General features: G+C 39.3%; 16 protein-coding genes. 10 read left to right on the forward strand and 6 right to left on the reverse strand.

The features are described 5' to 3' along the window. Nucleotides 1-85: 85 nt before the first annotated feature. On the reverse strand, nucleotides 86-769 hold the full coding sequence (locus HCG49_RS12160; RefSeq protein ID WP_168469810.1) for a cell division ATP-binding protein FtsE: 684 nt from the start codon (nucleotides 767-769) through the stop codon (nucleotides 86-88). 145 nt (nucleotides 770-914) lie between these two features. Between HCG49_RS12160 and HCG49_RS12165 the strand changes: the two genes are divergently transcribed. The 10 genes from HCG49_RS12165 (at nucleotide 915) to HCG49_RS12210 (ending at nucleotide 13771) form a co-directional block, all read left to right on the forward strand. Next, a complete protein-coding gene (locus HCG49_RS12165; protein WP_168469811.1) occupies nucleotides 915-3938 on the forward strand; it encodes a tetratricopeptide repeat protein in 3024 nt (1007 codons plus the stop codon). Nucleotides 3939-3963: 25 nt separating this feature from the next. Next, on the forward strand, nucleotides 3964-5718 hold the full coding sequence (locus HCG49_RS12170; RefSeq protein WP_168469812.1) for a TonB-dependent receptor: 1755 nt from the start codon (nucleotides 3964-3966) through the stop codon (nucleotides 5716-5718). Nucleotides 5719-6097: 379 nt separating this feature from the next. Then, nucleotides 6098-6289, forward strand: a complete 192-nt coding sequence (locus HCG49_RS12175) for a cold-shock protein (protein WP_168469813.1) — start codon at nucleotides 6098-6100, stop codon at nucleotides 6287-6289. A 235-nt stretch (nucleotides 6290-6524) separates the two neighbouring features. Further along, nucleotides 6525-7340, forward strand: a complete 816-nt coding sequence (locus HCG49_RS12180; protein ID WP_168469814.1) for a sulfurtransferase — start codon at nucleotides 6525-6527, stop codon at nucleotides 7338-7340. A gap of 546 nt (nucleotides 7341-7886) precedes the next feature. Continuing rightward, entirely contained in the window at nucleotides 7887-8333 is a 447-nt protein-coding gene (locus HCG49_RS12185; RefSeq protein ID WP_168469815.1) for an SRPBCC family protein, read from the forward strand. 243 nt (nucleotides 8334-8576) lie between these two features. Further along, nucleotides 8577-9587: an NAD(P)-dependent alcohol dehydrogenase gene (locus tag HCG49_RS12190; protein ID WP_168469816.1), complete on the forward strand. Its 1011-nt coding sequence runs from the start codon at nucleotides 8577-8579 to the stop codon at nucleotides 9585-9587. Nucleotides 9588-9960: 373 nt separating this feature from the next. Further along, a complete protein-coding gene (locus tag HCG49_RS12195; RefSeq protein ID WP_168469817.1) occupies nucleotides 9961-10731 on the forward strand; it encodes a DUF1080 domain-containing protein in 771 nt (256 codons plus the stop codon). Nucleotides 10732-10821: 90 nt separating this feature from the next. Then, nucleotides 10822-12159, forward strand: a complete 1338-nt coding sequence (locus tag HCG49_RS12200) for a Gfo/Idh/MocA family protein (protein WP_168469818.1) — start codon at nucleotides 10822-10824, stop codon at nucleotides 12157-12159. A 474-nt stretch (nucleotides 12160-12633) separates the two neighbouring features. Continuing rightward, entirely contained in the window at nucleotides 12634-12954 is a 321-nt protein-coding gene (locus tag HCG49_RS12205) for a hypothetical protein (RefSeq protein ID WP_168469819.1), read from the forward strand. 208 nt (nucleotides 12955-13162) lie between these two features. Further along, nucleotides 13163-13771: a YkgJ family cysteine cluster protein gene (locus tag HCG49_RS12210; protein ID WP_168469820.1), complete on the forward strand. Its 609-nt coding sequence runs from the start codon at nucleotides 13163-13165 to the stop codon at nucleotides 13769-13771. Between the two features lie 52 nt (nucleotides 13772-13823). Here HCG49_RS12210 and HCG49_RS12215 read toward each other — a convergent pair whose 3' ends face one another. The 5 genes from HCG49_RS12215 to HCG49_RS12235 all read right to left on the reverse strand — a co-directional run bounded on the left by HCG49_RS12215 (nucleotide 13824) and on the right by HCG49_RS12235 (nucleotide 20145). Continuing rightward, nucleotides 13824-15461, reverse strand: coding sequence for an ABC-F family ATP-binding cassette domain-containing protein (locus HCG49_RS12215; RefSeq protein WP_168469821.1), 1638 nt, complete (start codon nucleotides 15459-15461; stop codon nucleotides 13824-13826). A 90-nt stretch (nucleotides 15462-15551) separates the two neighbouring features. After that, nucleotides 15552-16265: a hypothetical protein gene (locus tag HCG49_RS12220; RefSeq protein ID WP_168469822.1), complete on the reverse strand. Its 714-nt coding sequence runs from the start codon at nucleotides 16263-16265 to the stop codon at nucleotides 15552-15554. Between the two features lie 273 nt (nucleotides 16266-16538). Beyond that, entirely contained in the window at nucleotides 16539-16880 is a 342-nt protein-coding gene (locus tag HCG49_RS12225) for a hypothetical protein (RefSeq protein WP_168469823.1), read from the reverse strand. A 15-nt stretch (nucleotides 16881-16895) separates the two neighbouring features. Continuing rightward, nucleotides 16896-17660 (reverse strand): DUF3108 domain-containing protein, encoded by a 765-nt coding sequence (locus HCG49_RS12230; RefSeq protein WP_168469824.1) that lies wholly within the window; start codon nucleotides 17658-17660, stop codon nucleotides 16896-16898. A 328-nt stretch (nucleotides 17661-17988) separates the two neighbouring features. Continuing rightward, on the reverse strand, nucleotides 17989-20145 hold the full coding sequence (locus tag HCG49_RS12235; RefSeq protein WP_240938691.1) for an FUSC family protein: 2157 nt from the start codon (nucleotides 20143-20145) through the stop codon (nucleotides 17989-17991). Nucleotides 20146-20219: the final 74 nt, after the last annotated feature.

Raw genomic sequence — 20219 nt, forward strand, 5'->3', positions numbered from 1 at the left:
GGGGCATAGGCGATCCTGTTGGTTCGTTTTTATGTTAAAAACAAGGAACGCCCACTAGCGTTATTTTATATTAATGTATATGGTATTAAATGGCTCTTTGGACTACTTCAAAAACCTTATTGCCGTCGCATTTCAGTGTTTTGGACGGGTATTTTAAAATTAAGGCGTAGTCATGGGTGGCCATAAGAATGGTTCTTCCATTTTGATTGATGTCTTGGAGTACTTTCATGATTTCTACACTGGTCTGTGGGTCTAAGTTCCCAGTGGGTTCGTCGGCTAAAATTAAATCTGGATCGTTTAGAAGGGCCCGGGCAATAGCAATTCGCTGTTGTTCACCACCAGAAAGTTCATGAGGGAATTTAAAACCCTTGGTTTTCATGCCTACCTTGTCCAGAACCTCTTCTATTTTAGCGGTCATCAGGCTGGTGTCTTTCCACCCGGTCGCCTTTAGTACAAAGAGCAGGTTGTTGTTCACATTACGGTCTGGAAGTAATTTGAAATCTTGGAAGACGACGCCTAGTTTTCTTCGTAAATAAGGGATGTCTTTTTCCCTAAGTGTTTTAAGGTCAAAGTCTACAATATTCCCACTGCCTTCCCGTAATGGAAGGTCGCCATATAAGGTTTTCATTAAGCTGCTCTTTCCGCTACCAGTTTTCCCGATAAGATATACAAATTCACCCTTTTTTATCTCCAGGCTTATGTCGTTAAGTACTAAATTTTCTCCCTGAAATACGGCTACATCCGTGAGTTGCAAAATGTTTTCGCTCATAATTTTAAATGTTGATATAAATGTAATAAGTTCCTGCTGAAATAAAAGAATTCTACTGAATAATTCTTTTACTTTACACATACTTGAGAACCATTTTTATCGTTCTTGGGTTTATTAGGGGAATTCTTAACTATTAGAGAACATTATGCTAAGAAAAAAAACCGCTGTAATGCTGTGTGTTGTTGGGTCTATATTTTACGGTAGGGCTCAAGAATCCAAAATTTACACCCACGACCAAAAGGATTATCAAAAGGCAGTGGCGTTGTACAATAATCACCAGTATCAAGCAGCTCAGACTATTTTTGAAAAGGTAAAGAACAACTCCAGGGATATGGAGATGCAAGCCAACAGTGCTTACTATGCCGCCAATGCTGCCATTAGGCTCAATCAGCTAGGGGCCGATAGGCTTATGGAAGATTTTGTAGAGGGACATCCTACCTCTACCAAACGAAATACGGCCTATATGGATGTGGCCGATTATTATTTTGAGACCGGGAAATATCCCAACGCTTTAAAATGGTATTCTAAAGTAGAAAAGGGAGCCCTGTCCAGAAAGGAAACCGAGCGTTTTAATTTTAATATGGGTTACTGTTTGTTTTCTACCAAGAAGCCAAAAGAAGCAGAGCAATATTTTAATCTGGTGACTACCTCAGTAGCTTATGGGGCACAAGCCAAATATTATATGGGCTATATCGCTTATGAACAAGACGATTTTGCCGGGGCTACCCAACGTTTCGATCAGATCATAGACCAAGATATTTTGGAAGAAAAACTTTCTTACTATCAGGCCGATATGAATTTTAAACTGGGCAATTTTTATGAAGCCATTGCCTTGGCTAAAAAACAACTGGCCAAAGCAGACCGAACGGAACTTTCCGAACTCAATAAAATTATTGGGGAAAGCTATTTCAACCTAAAACAATATGGGAATGCCATCCCTTATTTGGAGGAGTACAAAGGGAAAAAGGGAAAATGGAACAATACCGATTATTATTTATTGGGATATAGCCATTACCAACAAGGGGAATATGCCAAGGCGGTACAGCAATTCAATAAAATAATTGATGGGAACAGCAGTGTTTCTCAAAATGCCTACTACCATTTGGCAGAATGCTATCTTAAAATAGATAAAAAGCAAGAAGCCTTAAATGCCTTTAGGAATGCTTCCCAAATGGATTTTAGTGCTGACATACAAAAGGACGCCAACCTTAATTATGCTCGCCTTAGTTATGAAATAGGAAATGCCTACGAAAGTGTTCCAAAGGTGTTGACAGATTATTTGGAAAAATATCCGAACGATAAAAATAAGGAAGAAATGCAGGCGCTTTTGGTAGACTCCTATATTACGTCCAAAAATTTCAAGGGAGCCTTAGAACTTTTAGAAAAAAATAGAAATTATGCCAGTAAAGCTACCTATCAAAAGGTTGCTTATTACAGAGGGGTAGAACTTTATATTGACAACAATTTTGAAGCGGCTTCCGAGGTTTTTGAAAAATCGTTGGACAATGCCGAAAATGCTTCCTTTAAAGCAAGGGCAAGTTATTGGAAGGCCGAAGCGGACTATGCCAATAACCGCTATGAAGATGCCTTGGCGGCATATCTAGAATTTAAACAAAATGCTGCGGCCAAAACAACCTCTGAATATAAGGACCTCGATTATAATTTAGCCTATACCTATTTTAAATTGAGGGATTACAACAACGCCATTACCTATTTTAATCGTTATGGCGAGTCTACGGCTACCGATGCCGCTAAACTTCAGGATTCCTATTTGCGTTTAGGGGATAGCTATTTTGTAAGCAGTAAATATTGGCCGGCATTGGAAACCTATAACAAGGTCATTGCAGCAAACGGTCCGGAAAAAGATTACGCTGCTTTTCAGAAGGCGCTTTGTTATGGATTTATAGATAGGGGAGCAACAAAAATTGAGGAACTCGAAAAGTTTATTTCCAGATATCCCAATTCTAAGCTAAATGACGATGTATTGTTTGAGCTAGGTAATTCCTATGTGCGCGAAAACAATATAGAAAAGGGGCTGCAAAGCTATGACAAACTAATCCAGAATTACAAGGGGAGCTCTTTGGTGCCCCAGGCGATGTTGCGTCAAGGCTTAGTACATTATAATGCCAACAGGAATGAGCAGGCCTTGGCAAAATTTAAGACTGTGGTTCGCGATTATGCCAATACCCAAGAAGCACTACAGGCGGTGACTACCGCCAAACTTATTTATGTAGACCTTGGAAGGGTGAACGAATATGCCCAATGGGTACAAGGATTAGATTTTGTAGCTGTTACCGATGTAGAATTGGATAACGCGACCTTTGAATCGGCAGAAAAGCAATTCATGGAAGGTAAAAATGACGCTGCTATCAAAGGTTATGAAAGCTATCTTAAGGAATTCCCCAATGGGCTGAATACCTTGAAAGCTAATTTTAACTTGGCGCAATTATATTTTGGTAAAAACGATAAAGATAGGGCATTGCCATACTTTAAGAAGGTGGCCGATAATGCCGGAAATGAATATACAGAACAGGCACTGACAAGGGTTTGCGAAATATATGTGGGTAAGGACGATTATCTGACGGCTATCCCATATTTGAAGCTTTTGGAAGCCAAAGCAGAAATACAACAGAACGTTACCTTTGCCCAATCAAATTTAATGAAAGGGTATTACGAGCAGTCGAATTACGATAAGACTATTGAATATGCCGGAAAGGTATTAGCGACTTCCAAAATTGATGATCGTATTAAGAGCGACGCTCATATAATGATTGCCAGATCGGCTATTAAAACCAATAACGAGCCAAAAGCCCAAAAGGCTTATGGTGAGGTGTTAAAAATAGCAAAAGGGGCCTTGGCGGCAGAAGCATTGTATTACGATGGCTATTTTAAAAATAAAGCAGGGGATTACGAGGGGTCTAACCTCGCCGTGCAGAAATTGGCCAAAGATTATGCAGGCTATAAGGAGTGGAGTGCCAAAGGATTAATACTGATGGCCAAAAACTTTTATGCCCTTGGTGACGCTTTTCAAGCAACCTATATTTTGGATAGTGTGATTTCTAATTTTTCAGAATTTCCTAAAATTGTAGAAGAAGCTAAACGAGAGTCGTCCGTTATGAAGGCCAAAGAAGCAAAACGCAATTCTTCCGTAAATCCTCAAGGAAATTAAAAATTCCCAGTAAAAAGAACAGTATATGCACAAGCACATAAAAATAACCCTATTTTCTATTGTTGGTTTTCTGCAGGTCGGTTTGGCCCAAGAGGACGAAAAAAAAGGTATCGGTACAGAAACTGTAACCGTAGTAAAGGCCTATGCGCCTACTATTTCCGATGCTTTTAAGATAAAGTCTGTTCCAAGTTTAAACGATTCCTTGGCACTACAGAAAAAACCGATTACCTATAGCATTTTCTCCGTACCGGTTGCTTCTACTTTTACGCCTAGTAAAGGGAAGGCAACGGCGGTAAAAAGGACACCGGCCCCAAAATTGTTTAATTCCTCGGCAACAATAGGCCTAGGGAATTATAACAATGCCTTGGCAGAGTTCTTTGCTAGTAATGCCTTCAATAGGGACGAACGATTAGATGTTGGATTAAACCACTTTTCGTCTCGCGGAAATATAAAAGGTACCGCCTTGGACAATGATTTTTACAACACCAAGTTAAACGCCGATTATTCTAAAGTTGGAAGAGATTTTAAATGGGGAGCCAATATAGCGGCACAGCATCAGTTATATCATTGGTACGGCATTAAAAACGGCTATTATACCGAAGAGACGGTTAATAGTATGGATGTGAAACAAAACTACTTTAATGTGGAAGCAGGCGGGTACCTGTCCATGGAAAATAATTTCTTTAAACGTGCCGATGTATTGGTAAGACGTTTTTGGGATGCTACCAATTCTGGCGAAAACAGAGCCGTGTTTAAGCCCGTTTTCGAAATCCCGGTGTCCGAGGAAGTGTTGACCTTTAAAGTAAAGGCCGATTATGTAGGGGGTAGTTTTAAAAATGAAACCGTAAGTTCTGAAACCAATGATGGCCAAATCGATTATTCCTTTTTACAGGCAGGAATTAATCCGAGCCTTAAAATTTCGGACGATCAATTTAGTTTGAATTTAGGGTTAAATGTGGTCTATGGCTTGGATATGGAGCTTAGTGAGAACAATTTTTATATTTATCCAACGGTGACGGCTTCCTATAAATTGATGGAAGAAATGGCCATTGCTTATGGAGGTATAGAGGGCGATCTGAAACAGAACTCATTTCATGGCTTTGTAGCCGAAAACCCTTATGTTTCCCCAACCTTGTCCATTCAGCCTACCGATCAACAATACGATGCTTATATTGGCCTTAAAGGGCAATTATCGCCAAACTTTAGTTATAATATCAAGGGGTCCTATATGGCAGAAAATAGAAAGCCTTTGTTTATTCACAATGCGGAAAACACGGCTAGAAATGACGACAAGAGTTATTACTATGGGAATACCTTCCAATTGTTTTATGACGATGTAAAAACCTTAGGTCTCTTTGGGGAAATGCATCTAGCGGTTAATAATAATTTTACCTTGGGCGTCAATGCCGAGGTGTACGATTACGATACAGAAACCGATAACCCGGCATGGAACTTGCCTAGCCTTACCGCTTCCTTGTTTATGGATTACCAAATAGGGGAGCAATGGTTTATGGGAGCCAATATCTTTTATGTAGGCGAACGAGACGACTTATATACGGTGGCGGCTGCTGGTGCAACAGTAGAAGAATTTGCTACTACAGCAGTGACCTTGGACGGGTATATTGATGTGAATGCGCATTTGGGATACCGTATCAATAATCAACTGTCGGTTTTTGCAAAAGCCAATAATATTACCAATAACACTTATATGCGTTGGGACAACTACCAGGTGCAAGGATTTCAGGTGTTGGCCGGGGCTACTTTTAAATTCGATCTTTAATCCCATTATACTGCTTATATCCCCGAAACCTTGCTGAAGAAGGGGTTTCGGGGATTTTTTTTTGCCCATGAGAAGGCTCCCGGTTTTATGGCACTAATATTACTGGTGCAATGGTAGGATACTCGGTTTTCTAAGATGTCATTTCTTCCTTGTACGACCCTTGATCGAAGCTTTAATGTGTTGGATTTTAGGGACAATACTATAAAAATTCGATGTGATTAATTCTGGTTGTCGAATGAAAACAGGCGCTAAGGCCTTATTTTATTATGATTTCATTATGATAAAAAGTGTTAAAAATTTGTAGGGTAATATGGTATTGTAATTCAAACTTTTGGGCTATCTTTGAGTAATAACGAGTAATTAATTTTAAATTTTAGTAATGGGTAAAGGAACAGTAAAATTTTTCAACGACGCCAAAGGGTTTGGATTTATCGTAGAAGAAGGATCAAGTAAAGAGCATTTTGTGCACATCTCTGGTTTAATAGACGAAATTCGTGAAGGCGATGTCGTTGAATTTGAACTACAGGACGGTAAAAAAGGATTAAATGCAGTTAACGTAAGAGTTATCTAAATAAATACCTTTTAAAAACTTAAGAATTAAGACCGTCTACAAAGGCGGTCTTGTTTTTTTTGGTCTATTCTTAAAAGCTACAAATATTTTACAAGCTTAGTATCTATCTCTTTTAAATGCTATTTTTAAGTATTTAAAAACAATTCGGCCGATTCAAAACAAGGTAGGGCTTACGATATCTAATTAGAGATTTATAGAGGTCTTACCGTATTCATAAAAACTAAACCCTTAAAAAATGAAGGATCCCATAGTGTCTTCCCATTGGCTTAAAGAAGAGTTAAACAATCCAAATTTGGTTATTTTAGATGCGAGTCAACCAACCAATATAGGAGGTATAACATCCGATTTCGATTCCCTACAAATTAAAGGAGCTCGGTTTTTTGATTTAAAGAATAGTTTTAGCGATAAGAACAGTCCATATCCCAATATGTTGCCAAGCGAGGAACAGTTCCAAGCAGAAAGCAGAAAATTAGGCATCAATTCGGATAGTATTATAGTGGTATACGATAACCTTGGGGTGTATACCAGTCCTAGAGTCTGGTGGATGTTTAAAACTATGGGGCACGATGCCGTTTTTGTGCTCGATGGAGGTCTTCCCCAATGGAGCCAAGATGGATATGAGACGGAAGAAAAAATAGATCACCCTTCTCTAGATGGGAATTTTAAGGCCAGGATACGACCAGAAATGGTGAAGGACTTTCAGTTTGTTAAAGCCAATATTGTGGATAATAATGCCCTGGTGATCGATGCACGGTCTAGTGGCCGGTTTAATGGAACGGCACCTGAACCTAGAAAAGACCTCAGAAGTGGTAGTATTCCAAATTCCGTGAATATACCCTATGAGGAAGTGTTGGAAGAGGGGAAGTATAAATCTAAAAAAGCATTGCAGAAATTGTTTCAGGAAAGAAATATCAACGATCAACCCTTGGTTTTTAGTTGCGGATCTGGAATAACAGCCTGTATAGTGCTTTTGGCAAGCGAACTAATTCAGGAAAATAAGAAATCGGTCTATGATGGTTCATGGACAGAATGGGCCCAGTTAGAAAACTAAAAAGAGTTTAAAAATATCCGTTGTATGAATCGGTTTATAGCTAAAATACTCCCTAAATCTGAAAAATTATTAAGATTGGAAAATATTTTATAACTTATAGAACATCACTTTTTTAACCCCACCTACAGCGTTAAAAAGTTAATGACATTTAGTATCATAAACTGAACTTAAATTCACAATTATGAAGAATGTTTTAAAAGTTATCGGGGTGTTTATATTACTTTCTCTCTTGGTGGTAGCCATCGCATTACTTTATCTTTATTCGGATATGGTGTTGATTTCTAGCTAAAAACCCGGAGGGTTATAAGTTGTCTATATTTTCCTTAAGGGACAACTTTTTTAGAACGCCAGTGCATTTGATTAACAAAGAAACTCATGGACACCTCATTTATAGGTGTTTTATGGTAGCATCGAAATGGCAAATCTTAACTTTTATACGTAAAACGAAGTTTTTTTCAATAGTTTATACTTCTTTAAATACAGGATTCATGTGTTATATAGGCAAATGAAGTGATATGTCGTAATATAGAACTAAAAATAAACAAGATGATAGATCAAGGCCAACCGGTAATTGTCGAAGAAGTCTACCATGCCTCTATAGACAAGGTATGGCAGGCTATAACAGCATTAGATAAAATGTCCCTATGGTTTTTTGAAAACATTCCCGCCTTTACACCAGAAGTTGGATTTAAAACTCAGTTTGAGGTAGTGTCAGATCAAAAGGTGTTTTTGCATCTGTGGGAAATACTCGAAGTAGTTCCTATGAAAAAGCTGGTTTGTAACTGGCAATACGGGGGTTATCCGGGGGATTCGGTGGTAAGCTTCGAATTATTTCAGCAACAAGACAAAACCAAATTAAAACTCACTCATTACGGTATTGAAAGTTTTCCATCGGCGATTCCCCAATTTACTAGAGAGAGTGGTATTGCTGGATGGGAATATTTTATAAAAGGCAGGCTCAAAGAATTCTTAGAAACGACGAACAGTAACTAGGCTTAACTTTTACGCTTCCTCATCTTTTTATCTTTACCAATTCTAACAATAATCAGTTGTTAAATAATTGTTGTTCCGTAATCTAATTTTAATAGAAAGCGCAAAAAGACTTTCTTTTGAGATTAAAAAACCCCTATTATTTCTTACCTTAGAGTACTTCCCTCTTTTATGAACAACAGTCTGTAAGCCTATATTCCCTTATGGAGCTAGAGTGTGGGCTACATACTGTCTAAAAATCAGAATATGAAAACAGTACATGCCTATGCAGCCAGTGAAGCTGGCGGAAAACTTAGTCCTTTCACCTATGAACTTCCCAAAATAGAGGCTGACCAAGTAGATATAAAGGTTCATTATTGCGGAATTTGTCATTCAGATTTAAGTATGGTCAATAATGATTGGGGAATGTCTCAATATCCATTGGTTCCTGGCCATGAGGTTATCGGCGAGGTCATGGCTATTGGTGGGGCCGTAAATAATTTAGCTGTCGGAGATTTAGTAGGGGTGGGCTGGAATGCCAATTCCTGTATGCATTGTAATCAATGTATGGGAGGTGATCACCATCTATGTACTACCGTTGAAGGGACCATAGTAGGGAGGCATGGCGGTTTTTCCGATTATATAAGGACACATTGGTCTTGGGCGATACAATTGCCTAAGGGAATTGATTTAAAAAAAGCAGGACCGCTTTTATGTGGGGGGATTACCGTTTTTAACCCTATTCTTTTGGCCGGCGTGAAGGCCACGGATCGGGTAGGGGTCATTGGGATAGGAGGCTTGGGACATATGGCCTTAAAATTCTTGAATAAATGGGGGTGCGAGGTGATCGCCTTTAGTTCTAATCCTAAAAAAAAGAAGGAGATCTTGGCCATGGGAGCCACCCAAGTAATCAATTCTACAGATCCTAAGGAATTGGAGGGGATTGCAGGAAGTCTAGATTTTATATTAAATACCACCAATGTAAGTTTAGACTGGAATTCGTATTTAACAAGCTTGGCCCCCAAAGGGACCTTATATACGGTTGGGGCAGTATTGGAGCCCATGGCCATACCCGCTTTTTCCCTGATCATGGGCGAAAAATCGGTTACTGGGAGTCCCACAGGAAGTCCGGCAGCCATTCGGAAGATGTTAGAATTCTGTACCCGTCATGATATATACCCCATTGTAGAAGAATTTCCATTATCGCAGGTAAATGAGGCTATGGAGCATTTGGAAAAGGGAAAGGCGAGGTTTCGGATAGTTTTAAAAGTAAAATGAAATGAGTATGACCGATAACTGTTCCCATTTATGCATTCAACTAGGTGAATTAGATATGACCGCTACAAAGCAAAAATAGCTACCAATGAAAATAAATATTTTCAGAATGGTTATGGGCTGCTAGTGCTCTCTTTAAAATTCTAAAAAAAAGTCATATCAGGTCGCTATTGTAGCCCTGTCTTGTCATTTTTCCTTCTGTTAAGTTTCTATCCTTTTTGGCAATACTTGATAAAAATCCTTAAAACTTCATAAAAAATCGATAGTTATACGTATATTTTACCCTTGTTATTGAAGTATATGTAACTACTGGTCAAAAAAAACTATTAGGCCTGACCCATTGTTTTTGTAAGTACCTTAAAATTTTTAACGATAGATGAAAAAAATCTTTACAATTTTGCTGCTTTCCACCCTTTTCTACGGGTGTAAATCCAATTCTAAAACCACAACGGACGACTGGACCTATTTGTTTGATGGACGTACTACCGAAGGCTGGCGCGCCTACAATGGAGATGCCTTGCCACCAGGATGGGTAGCCAAGGATGGGGTCTTAACTTTTGATACGGAATTAGGACTAGAGCAAAATTACAAGGGAGGGAAAGACATTATTTACGGCCTTGAAGAATTTGATAATTTTGAATTTTACGTAGAATGGAAACTGCCAAAGGGTGGAAATAGTGGAATTTTTTACCATTTAAAGGAGGGGATACCCAATACCCCACCGTCGAGGATTTCGCCAGAATACCAGCTTATTGACGACGCCAACTATGCCAAAATACACGACCTTACCGACTACAATCTAAGTCTTGGGAATACCGAAAATCCAGAAGAATTACAGCCTTTACAACAAACAGCCTCCGATTATGCCATGCATACGGCAGATCCTAAGGAAAAAGTTCTACACCCGGTAGGGGAGTGGAATACCACTAAAATCGTATTTACACCAGAGCGGGTAGAGCATTGGTTAAATGGGAGAAAAGTATTGGAGTTTGTGCCATGGTCCAAGGATTGGTATGAGAAAAAGAATTTTGGGAAATGGAAGAATGCCCCCGACTATGGCCGCTTTAAAACCGGGTATATTGGCTTCCAAGACCACTCTAGCCCTATATGGTTTAGAAATATTAAAATAAGAAGAATAAAAAATTAAAGGAAGGCTAGGGGTAGCGGTTTTTCGACACCATATACAACAGCGCCTAGGTTTTAAAAAACATACGAATATAAAATACCTAATAACCAGATGAAAAAAAGAGATTTTCTTAAAAGTACCGCTGCATTGGCGACGGTAGCCTTATTACCAGGGTCTGTGTGGTCAATGACCAATAATAAACGCCTTAGGGTTGTACAAATAGGGGTTTCCAGTATGGGGGCTGCCGATTTAGAGGCTATTTCCTCTCATGAGCTTGTAGATATTGTGGCACTTTGCGATGTAGATTCCAATGCATTGGCAGCCGCCAAAAAGTTGCATCCAAATGCAAAAACATATGCCGATTACAGGCTTCTTTTTAGTGAAATGGGCAGTGATATCGATGCTGTAGTGGTTTCTACACCAGATCATACCCATGCCCCGGCCTCTATGATGGCTATGGATATGGGAAAAGCTGTCTACTGTCAAAAACCGCTGACCCATCACGTTTCCGAGGCTAGGGCCATGAGGAAATTGGCGGCAGAGAAAAACTTAGTGACCCAAATGGGGATTCAGGTACATTCTTTTTACGACTATAAATTGGCCACCTTGCTGATACAGTCCGGGATCATTGGAAAAGTAAAAACAGTAAGGGCATGGTCGCCAAAGAACTGGGGCTACGACGGACCAGCACCTCAAGGATCGGATCCGGTTCCGGAACATCTAGACTGGAACCTGTGGTTGGGAACATCGGCAGAAAGACCTTATAAAGAAGGGGCATACCATCCTGGAAATTGGCGAAAAGTATTAGACTATGGTTGTGGAACTTTAGGGGATATGGGAGTGCATATTTTTGATACCCCCTACAATGCCCTAGCCTTGGATGTGCCTAGAACCATAAAAAATAGCTGTAGACAACCAACAGGCTTTGGATTCCCGGAAGAGAACGTCGTAACCTACGAGTTCCCGGGAACCAAGTATACCGCAGAAACTTTAAAATGGGTTTGGTACGACGGAAAGAATGCGCCTTTAAAGCATAAAGATTTAAAACTGCCCAACAATGAAAAGCTGCCAGAACAAGGAGCCATGTTTATAGGTGAAAAGGGACGCTTGTTACTGCCTCACTTTATGGAATTGCCAAGGCATATTGTCGATGGGAAATACCAAGAGCTCGATGTGACCGAATTAGAACGCAGTGGGAAAATCGGGGCTCCTTTGAGAGATTACGACAAGGAAGGAAAAATGCACTACCATCAGTTTGTAGATAGCTGTTTGGGCAAGGATGAGTGCAGCGCGCCATTCTCTTATTCGGCCAGACTGACAGAAACAATTCTCTTAGGGGTAATTGCCGGTCGTTTCCCGAATAAAACATTGCACTGGGACAATAAAACCGCTCAGTTTTTAGAGCCGGAAGCCAATAAGTTTTTAGATGCCCCGTATAGGGATTTCTAAACAGCCATTGCCCGGTTCAGAAAATAAGTATCAAGATAAAGTGAAACCCTTGCCTGTCCACGGATAATACCGTGGAAGGCAAGGGTTTTTTTATGGAATCGGGGCAGAACGGGGCTTTGATGAATCCATGCCTAGTAGATGAACTGCTACCGCTACGCTCCATGTGTGTGTATTTTGCGTTAGGGACCGAAGCGGCATCCCCGCAGCAGCGCAAGGGATATAGCAAAGGGCCCGACCGACGCAGGAGGGAACGCCCAAGTTATTTTTTCTATACCTATAAAAATTAGGCATAGACGTTACTTTATGCCGATTATCAATACTTCAATTATGTAAGTAAGTGACCTTAAAAAATCGGAAAAATCTCGTTTTATTTTTTTATATTGTAGTAGCTGAAGTTATGGTGAAAAAGATATGGGGAGACGGTAGATTGAGAGGTTGTGCCGCCTTAATTGTTTAAAAATAAAAAGGTGTAAAATGGAAAAAGTAGCGTTGCGATCAAAAATAATAAGGACGGAAAATGAGCTTTCCGATTTAAATAACGAATTGTCCAGAGAACAGTTGGAAGAAGTTAGGCTGCTGAAAAAAATGGATGAATTTAAGTGGAACACGGCTAAAGCGATCTCCACGACCGCTGTGCATACTCAGGACAGACAAAAACAATCCTGCGCCATTCAACTTCATAGGGTAGCCCGAAGTATCCGGGAGTTGTCCCAAAAAATAATGGTTAAGGAAAAGGAACTGAGAAATTTTATACGCCATATGGAAACGGTACAGAAGCGTCTAGTCGTTCTTTAAAGATTTAATACCATAAAAAGAACATGGGAAGGAGCCGATAGAACCTTCGTTGGATGCAGTCTTAACAGCTAAATTAGTTATAAGTCTTTTAATAACAATTTCTTGTAAGAATAAAAGAAGTAAACTAGGAAAAAGTGAAGCTGCTATAATTTGTTAAAATTAATTAAAAAAGCATATTTTTTTTTGACGTACCTTCGTAAAAAAATTAATGTCTATAGAACGTAAAGTTAAAGAAATAGAACGTTTATTTGGTCGCTTAGAGGAAGATATTGCGACCTTTCAGTCAGAATCCTCCCTATCTTGTAAAGCAGGTTGTGGCAAATGCTGTAACCATCCTGAAATAAATGCGTCCCCATTAGAATTTTTGCCTTGGGCATTCCATCTCTTTTTAAACGGAGATCCCCTAGCAGTGTTGGAAGAATTAAATGCAGGGAAATCTGCGGTCTGCCATCTTTATAAGCCTGTTTCCGTAATAGAGAAGGAAAATGGCAGTTGCAGTGAATATAAATATCGTGGATTAATTTGTCGCCTTTTTGGGTATGGTGCCAGTAGGGATAAATTGGGAGAACTGCGGTTGGTGACTTGTAAAATTATCAAAGAAAATCAGAAAGAGAGCTTTGAAAAAACAGTTGAAGCGATGAAGAAAGGTCTCTATGTGCCTATTTTTACCGATTATTACATGCATCTTAATCAAATAGACTTTAGATTAGGGAATACCATTGTGCCTATTAACAAAGCTATGAAAATAGCGATCGAAGAAGTATTGCATTATTATGCGTACCGACCGTTGCCAGAAGGCCATAAAACTACAGCTTAAAATAAAAGAATTTCTATAGGGGCATTCTGCCCCTATAGAAGTCTATTACCCCTTAGGATTTTAAATCGATTTCTTTTAAATTTTCGATTCTATTGCGCTTTAAAAAGGCGTCAATAGTTTCAAAGTGCTCAATGACACGTTTGTCCTTAAACTCAAAAACCTTTTCCGATAGTCCTTGTAAAAAGTCACGGTCGTGAGATACTAGGATAAGGGTACCGTCAAAAGCTAACAAGGCTTCTTTAAGCACGTCTTTGGATTTAAGGTCCAAATGGTTGGTAGGCTCATCGAGGATTAAAAGGTTTACAGGTTCTAACAACAATTTGACCATTGCAAGACGGGTCTTTTCTCCTCCAGAAAGCACACTGACCTTTTTGTCCAACATATCACCACTGAACATAAACCTGCCCAAAATATTTTTTATCTGTGTACGTATATCACCTTGAGCTACTTCGTCTACAGTTTGGAATATGGTGAGTTCCGGATCTAATAGGGAAGCTTGGTTTTGTGCGAAATAGCCCACCTTTACATTGTGACCTAGTTCGCATGTACCCTCAAAGTCCAGTTCGCCCATAATCGCTTTGATCATGGTAGATTTTCCCTCTCCGTTCCGACCTACGAAAGAAACTTTCTCGCCCCTGGAAATAGAAAGGTTGGCATCTTTAAAGACTACATGATCGCCGTAGGATTTGGACAAAGATTCTGCGGTTACCGGATAATCTCCAGATCGTACTGCCGGTGGAAAGCGCAGTTTTAAGGCGCTAGTATCTATTTCATCGATCTCTATGATCTGTAATTTTTCCAACATCCGTTCCCGCGAGGTTACTTGGTTAGTTTTGGAATAGGTACCCTTAAAGCGATCGATAAAGGCTTGGTTGTCCGCAATAAATTTTTGCTGCTCTTGGAAGGCCTTTATCTGGTGGCTTCTTCTATCTTCGCGCAATTGTAGGTAATGAGTATAATTGGCCTTGTAATCATAGATCTTGCCCATGGTTACTTCGATGGTGCGGTTGGTGATATTGTCAATAAAGGTTTTGTCGTGTGAGATAACGACCACAGCCTTTGCCTTGTTCAATAAAAAGTCTTCCAGCCATATTACAGATTCTATATCCACGTGGTTGGTAGGCTCATCTAAAAGAATAAGATCTGGTTTTTGTAAAAGAATTTTAGCCAGTTCGATTCGCATTCGCCAACCCCCGCTAAATTCGCTGGTAGGTCTATTAAAATCTTCCCGTTTAAAGCCAAGACCACCAAGGGCCTTTTCTACCTCGGCCTCATAGTTGATATCATCCAAGGCATAAAATTTTTCACCTAAATCAGATACCTTTTCTATGATTTTCATGTAGGCATCGGACTCGTAATCTGTTCGGGTTTCCAATTCCTTGTTTAAACGCGCTATTTCATCGCGCATCGTAAATATTTCCTGAAAAGCCTTGGAGGCTTCCTCAAAGACAGTACAATTGTCATCGGTCAATAAATGCTGGGGTAAATAGGCAATGACCGCATCTTTAGGGAAACGGATGTGCCCTCGAGTAGGTTTTTGCTCCCCAGCGATGATCTTCATCATCGTGGATTTTCCTGCTCCATTTTTACCCATGAGGGCAATTTTATCATTTTCATTGATGACAAAGGAAACATCGCTAAACAATGTATCGCCACTAAACTCTACTGCAATTGCATCTACTGAAATCATACCGCTTATATTTTAAAAGTGCAAAACTAAATAAAAGGAACGTACCAAGTAGGATTATTATAATTTAACCAAGACTTCCATGTTTTGTTTTTATGCTTTTGTGCGGGTGCGCTTTCTTAATTTGGCAAGTCGGTCTGTGTAGTAAGCTTTTAATTCTTCCTTAAAACTCATGGGGTTGGCATAGGTGGTGAGCACTTTATAGGTATACCTGCCTTTGACCTCTGCCAATTGCGATTGTAATGCTTGTAATTCCATTTCTAAATAGGCATTACCGTCCATAGCAGTAGGCTTTAATAAAGGCTCAGAAGCAATAAGGGCATGACCACTAAATATATGGGCGTGATACGCCTGCAGGGTAGCCAAATCGCCAGATTGGTAAATGTCGATAAGTTTAGAGGTAACCTCTGTGGCCAAGTCTAATTTTTCTTCTTGCATGGAAAATTTGTCCGGATGCACATAAAGCATCGCTTCTCGGTACAATCGTTTTTTCTCTTTTTGCTCTTCAGGATTCTTTTGGATAGGCTTCGTATGTTTGGAAGGTTGAAGCCCCTGGGGAGCCGAAAAATTTTTACCGCGTTTTTTTTGTGATAAACGCTTTTCCTTCTTCGCTTTCTTTTGTTGCTTGTAAAGTAAGCTCAGCTCTTGTTCGGCTATAATCTCATCTGCAACATAGGCACGGAGGATATTTTCAAAGGCAGCAACCTTTTGTAATACCTCCCGCAATTCTACGGTAAGTTTATCAATCTTCCCTTGTAAAAGAGATGGATCGGAAGCTGGAATACTGGGGAGCTTTTCGTGGTTCATGAGTCAAAAAAACTATCGGAAACAACAGTCCAAAAAACGAAATTAAGGGGTGTTCCCTTAGGCAATGTTGGCTGTTGGAAAATGTACGAACGGATATGTTTAGATCCTTTAATATAAAATGATTTTATAAGATAAAAAAAAATACAGCTGTTAGAGCCGTATTTTTTTGAATCGGGTCGCCGTATTTTACACAGTCCGATCTGGTATTGTGGTATGATACAGCTTTTTTATTTTGCTTTGGCTATCCGTAGTCGATATGGTTAAATCTAGATCTTAAAAATCTAAATCTTCTTCCAATTCGCTTTCGATATCATCAAGCTCCTTAATAGCATCTTCTTTGGACGTCTCTATGCGGTTTTCAAAGTTGGTATCGTTTACTACCTTATCTTTTATAACAAACAGCTTTGTAATTCCGGCCAGACAAATTAATGCCGTGGCAATCAAAATATATTTTGGAAATTTCTTTTTGGATTCATCAGAACTTCTGTAGGCTAAGTAGCCAAATAATAGCGCTGCTATGGCAGGGATCATAAGGAGACTTCCCAAAGGGAGAATTAAAAAAACAATGGCTAAGATAGTAGCGGCACAGGCTACAGTAATAAAAATGCTTCTCATAATAAGTAATGGTTTTTAGATTCCTTTCGAAGAAATCAAGGTTAATTGTCCACTCCCCACGGGAATGCTGAATTTTATTAGGGCAGGTAGCTTTTTAGCATCGGCGGTTAGATAAATAATGTTTTCCCCTTTGCCTTTTAGTTTTGCTTCCTGGGTCAAGAGCAAAATTTTATAACAGCTTGTTTTACCCAAATCTTTTAGAACAATATCTTCTTTGCCTATATATTTAACGGCCACGTTTTTTTCGGTATTATCGAATATTACTTTTAACGATAATTTGTCGCCTGGCTTGGCCTTAGATATATCCATGTTTCGCAATTGGTACAGCGTGGATATAACATCGTTGGTATTGTAATCTATGGGTACTATAGTTTCTTTTACAATGCCGTTTTTTTTGGAGACACTACTTTTTACAGTGCGTTTAGTATAGTTGAAAATGTATTTTTCTTTTTTAATATAGCCCCCTTCATAAACATCGCGCTTATACAGTACGGGTTTTAAGGTTTTAGGGTTTACGTAAGCCTCGTATAAATCGCGGATCTTAAAGAAACTATCCCATTTCTCAAAGGTCGCAGCAGTGCATTTTAAATGCAACATGGTGCTTTTAGAAGTTTTTACTTCCTGGGCCTCCATAGTTACTTGGGCCAGTTGGGTTAGTAGGCCGCTGATATTATAAGAGGCAGCGTACACTAGTTTTTCGCCGCTTTTAATAGTGGTGTTTTCTTGTGAAATCCCAAGAATATAACAGAAGAATAAAAGTGTTGATAGTCGTAATTTCATAGGTCGCTATTTATTGGTTTTTAAAGGTCCTATGTAATTCAGTATAGCTAAATACATTTTACGACCAGTTTTTGGTTATGCCCAATTCTTAACATGGTAGTAAGTATGAGCCGATTTTCGCCGACAAATGTATTATTAAAAAGGATTGGTTGTGAAATATTATTTTTCGATTTTAAAAGTAGGGGAAAGAAGGTATAATAGGGACTGTGTGCGGGTCTAAAAACTCTCTAGGAAAGGAAGTGTCAGTCTTAAATTTGGCGTGTTGATCTGATTTGTTTACAAATAAAATTACTTGCTTTATATGAAAAGCAACTAGGACATCAATTTGTTATTCGGTAACATGCGAGCTGTATTTTTGGGTGGTCGATTTTAAATTCTCGACCAAATTCTTTAACCATATTAGTTGATTGTATATTAAATGTGCTTCCTGAAGGTTAAGCAGCATTTCCTCCCTAATTGGGCTGTGTCCTAAATTTAATTCTTTCTCGCGTTCTTCGACCAAAAGTTCATAGGAGTTCTTTAATTTTTCTTGGGCAAGGATAAGCCCTTCTTGTTGGGGAGGACATATTTCTTTTTTTTGATCCAATAGTTTTAGGGTTTCCAATAGGGTATTTTCAATATGGTCTACTACCGTAATAAAATTATCAGAGGCTTCGGTGGTTTTGTGGTGTTGAATAAAAGAGCCAAGAGATGCCAAGGTAGAAAGGATGGTATTGTTTAGGGTGACCATCTCGTAGACCGGTTCCCAAGCCTTTCGTTTAGATGCAGGGTCTTGGGTCATACGTTGAAAAGCAGCATTTAAATTGCTAATGGCTAAAAATGCGTGTTTACGGGTTACCTTATAGGAAACGTCCATCACCTCCTTGGTTCGGTAAAACTTTTTTATCGACAATAAATAGTCCGTGTTGCAACGGATGGCAGCCACCAAGAATCGTTCTAGATTCATAAACTCCCAACTGGGCCATAGCAAGTAGTTGGCCACTACGGCCAGTAAGGCTCCAATGGCGGTATCTAATACTCTATATTGTATTATTTCAAAAGCATTGGGGGTAAGAAGGGAATAGGAAAAAATGATGGTGGTAGTAAAAAATACGGCCGCCCAACGATAGTTCTGTTGTGTTAATGAAAGGGCAAAGGTTAATGAAATGGCTGCCAATATTGAATAAACAGCTGTGCTTTGGGTCATAAATATAATGACGGCAGCAATAACGGCACCAATTAAAGTACCCGCTATTCTATTGATAGAGCGTCCCTTGGTAAGCCCGTAATTTGGTCGCATTATCACCAATAAGGTTAGAATAATCCAGTAAGTGTTTTTAATTTCTAAAAGGGTACCAAAGAAATAGGTAATGGTTGCCGTTACCGCAAAGCGTAAGGAATGCCGGAAAATAGGTGAGTTAAAACTTAGGTTTTCCAAAATAATTCTGGAACTGTAGTCTTGGGTAGTAATAAACTGCTGGGCCTCACTACTTTTTAAAGTTGTTCTCGAAGCGAGTTCAGAATTGGACAATACCCGTCGTATGGCCCTGATCTTTTGCAGCTGAAGCTCTAAATAGTCATAGAGGTTTTTTAAAATTATAGCACCTTCCCGTGCTTTGGGTAGGGTAACTATTGCTACATATTCTGCAATGGCATTATTGGCCGCATCCAGAACAAGTAGTAAGCTATCCTTGCTGTGGATTTTGTCCTTTTTTAGGATGGTTTCTGCCAATTCTTTTAAGTGGTTTCCAAAAACGAAATTGACATCGATGAATTTTTGTAGGTGTTGAGAGTGATCCTTAAACAGGGTGTCAATTTTATTGTATTCCAAATTGTTTGCCAAGGACAATTCTAAAATATCTACTAAGGATATAAATATCAGTAGGCGTTTTTCATCAAAATGTGTTCTTCCCGATTTTGTTCGCGCCATTAACAAAAGCTCCCGAAGTAGCTCGTGTTTTTCACTGATCTGGGTCTGTAGCTGAAATACATTTTTAAAGTTCTCTTCCCTAGCATTTTTTTGGGTAATCAGCTTTCCGCGGGCAATAAGGTAGTCGCCGGTTAAATCAAGGGTGTCGGCCAATAATTGGTCCTCGTCCTTTTTAGGCAATATCCAATGAGAGACAAGCGAGATACAGAGATAGAATAGCCCGCCAATAGCAATACATAGAATATGAATCCATAAAGGGGTGTCCGAAATTTTAGTGGTCAAACCTAACACCATGGCCATTAGTCCAGAAAAGGAAACTAAAGAGCCACGAAAGCCATACACTGATAAAAGCGATATGCCAAAGGAGAGCACAGCTATGACAGCTAGCAATACCCAAAAATAGGGGTGACTTATTGCAACAATAAAGGTCACCACCATGGTGAGGGCAATGCTTATTAAAATACTATTGATCTTTCGTTTTAAACTCCCGGGAATATCACTTGGAGCGTTCAATAAGATTCCTATCGCAATGGAGATGGCGTAGTCCGAATGGCCCATCGGGATTAGTGTGGTCAAAGGAATTAAAATAGCTATGGTGACGATTAATCCTCGAAAAAAGTTGGAGCTTTTAAAAAACAGATAGAGTGAGT

It is taken from the genome of Arenibacter sp. 6A1, from assembly GCF_012272855.1.
In the GTDB taxonomy this organism is placed as follows: Bacteria; Bacteroidota; Bacteroidia; order Flavobacteriales; family Flavobacteriaceae; genus Arenibacter.

What these genes read in the sequence shown, in the direction of transcription:
- HCG49_RS12175 (WP_168469813.1), top strand. Translation starts at nt 6,098, where the DNA reads ATGGGTAAAGGAACAGTAAAATTTTTCAACGACGCCAAAGGGTTTGGA.
- HCG49_RS12210 (WP_168469820.1), top strand. Translation starts at nt 13,163, where the DNA reads ATGTCTATAGAACGTAAAGTTAAAGAAATAGAACGTTTATTTGGTCGC.
- HCG49_RS12170 (WP_168469812.1), top strand. Translation starts at nt 3,964, where the DNA reads ATGCACAAGCACATAAAAATAACCCTATTTTCTATTGTTGGTTTTCTG.
- HCG49_RS12230 (WP_168469824.1), bottom strand. Translation starts at nt 17,660, where the DNA reads ATGAAATTACGACTATCAACACTTTTATTCTTCTGTTATATTCTTGGG.
- HCG49_RS12200 (WP_168469818.1), top strand. Translation starts at nt 10,822, where the DNA reads ATGAAAAAAAGAGATTTTCTTAAAAGTACCGCTGCATTGGCGACGGTA.
- HCG49_RS12225 (WP_168469823.1), bottom strand. Translation starts at nt 16,880, where the DNA reads ATGAGAAGCATTTTTATTACTGTAGCCTGTGCCGCTACTATCTTAGCC.
- HCG49_RS12215 (WP_168469821.1), bottom strand. Translation starts at nt 15,461, where the DNA reads ATGATTTCAGTAGATGCAATTGCAGTAGAGTTTAGTGGCGATACATTG.
- HCG49_RS12190 (WP_168469816.1), top strand. Translation starts at nt 8,577, where the DNA reads ATGAAAACAGTACATGCCTATGCAGCCAGTGAAGCTGGCGGAAAACTT.
- HCG49_RS12165 (WP_168469811.1), top strand. Translation starts at nt 915, where the DNA reads ATGCTAAGAAAAAAAACCGCTGTAATGCTGTGTGTTGTTGGGTCTATA.
- HCG49_RS12205 (WP_168469819.1), top strand. Translation starts at nt 12,634, where the DNA reads ATGGAAAAAGTAGCGTTGCGATCAAAAATAATAAGGACGGAAAATGAG.
- HCG49_RS12195 (WP_168469817.1), top strand. Translation starts at nt 9,961, where the DNA reads ATGAAAAAAATCTTTACAATTTTGCTGCTTTCCACCCTTTTCTACGGG.
- HCG49_RS12160 (WP_168469810.1), bottom strand. Translation starts at nt 769, where the DNA reads ATGAGCGAAAACATTTTGCAACTCACGGATGTAGCCGTATTTCAGGGA.
- HCG49_RS12185 (WP_168469815.1), top strand. Translation starts at nt 7,887, where the DNA reads ATGATAGATCAAGGCCAACCGGTAATTGTCGAAGAAGTCTACCATGCC.
- HCG49_RS12220 (WP_168469822.1), bottom strand. Translation starts at nt 16,265, where the DNA reads ATGAACCACGAAAAGCTCCCCAGTATTCCAGCTTCCGATCCATCTCTT.
- HCG49_RS12180 (WP_168469814.1), top strand. Translation starts at nt 6,525, where the DNA reads ATGAAGGATCCCATAGTGTCTTCCCATTGGCTTAAAGAAGAGTTAAAC.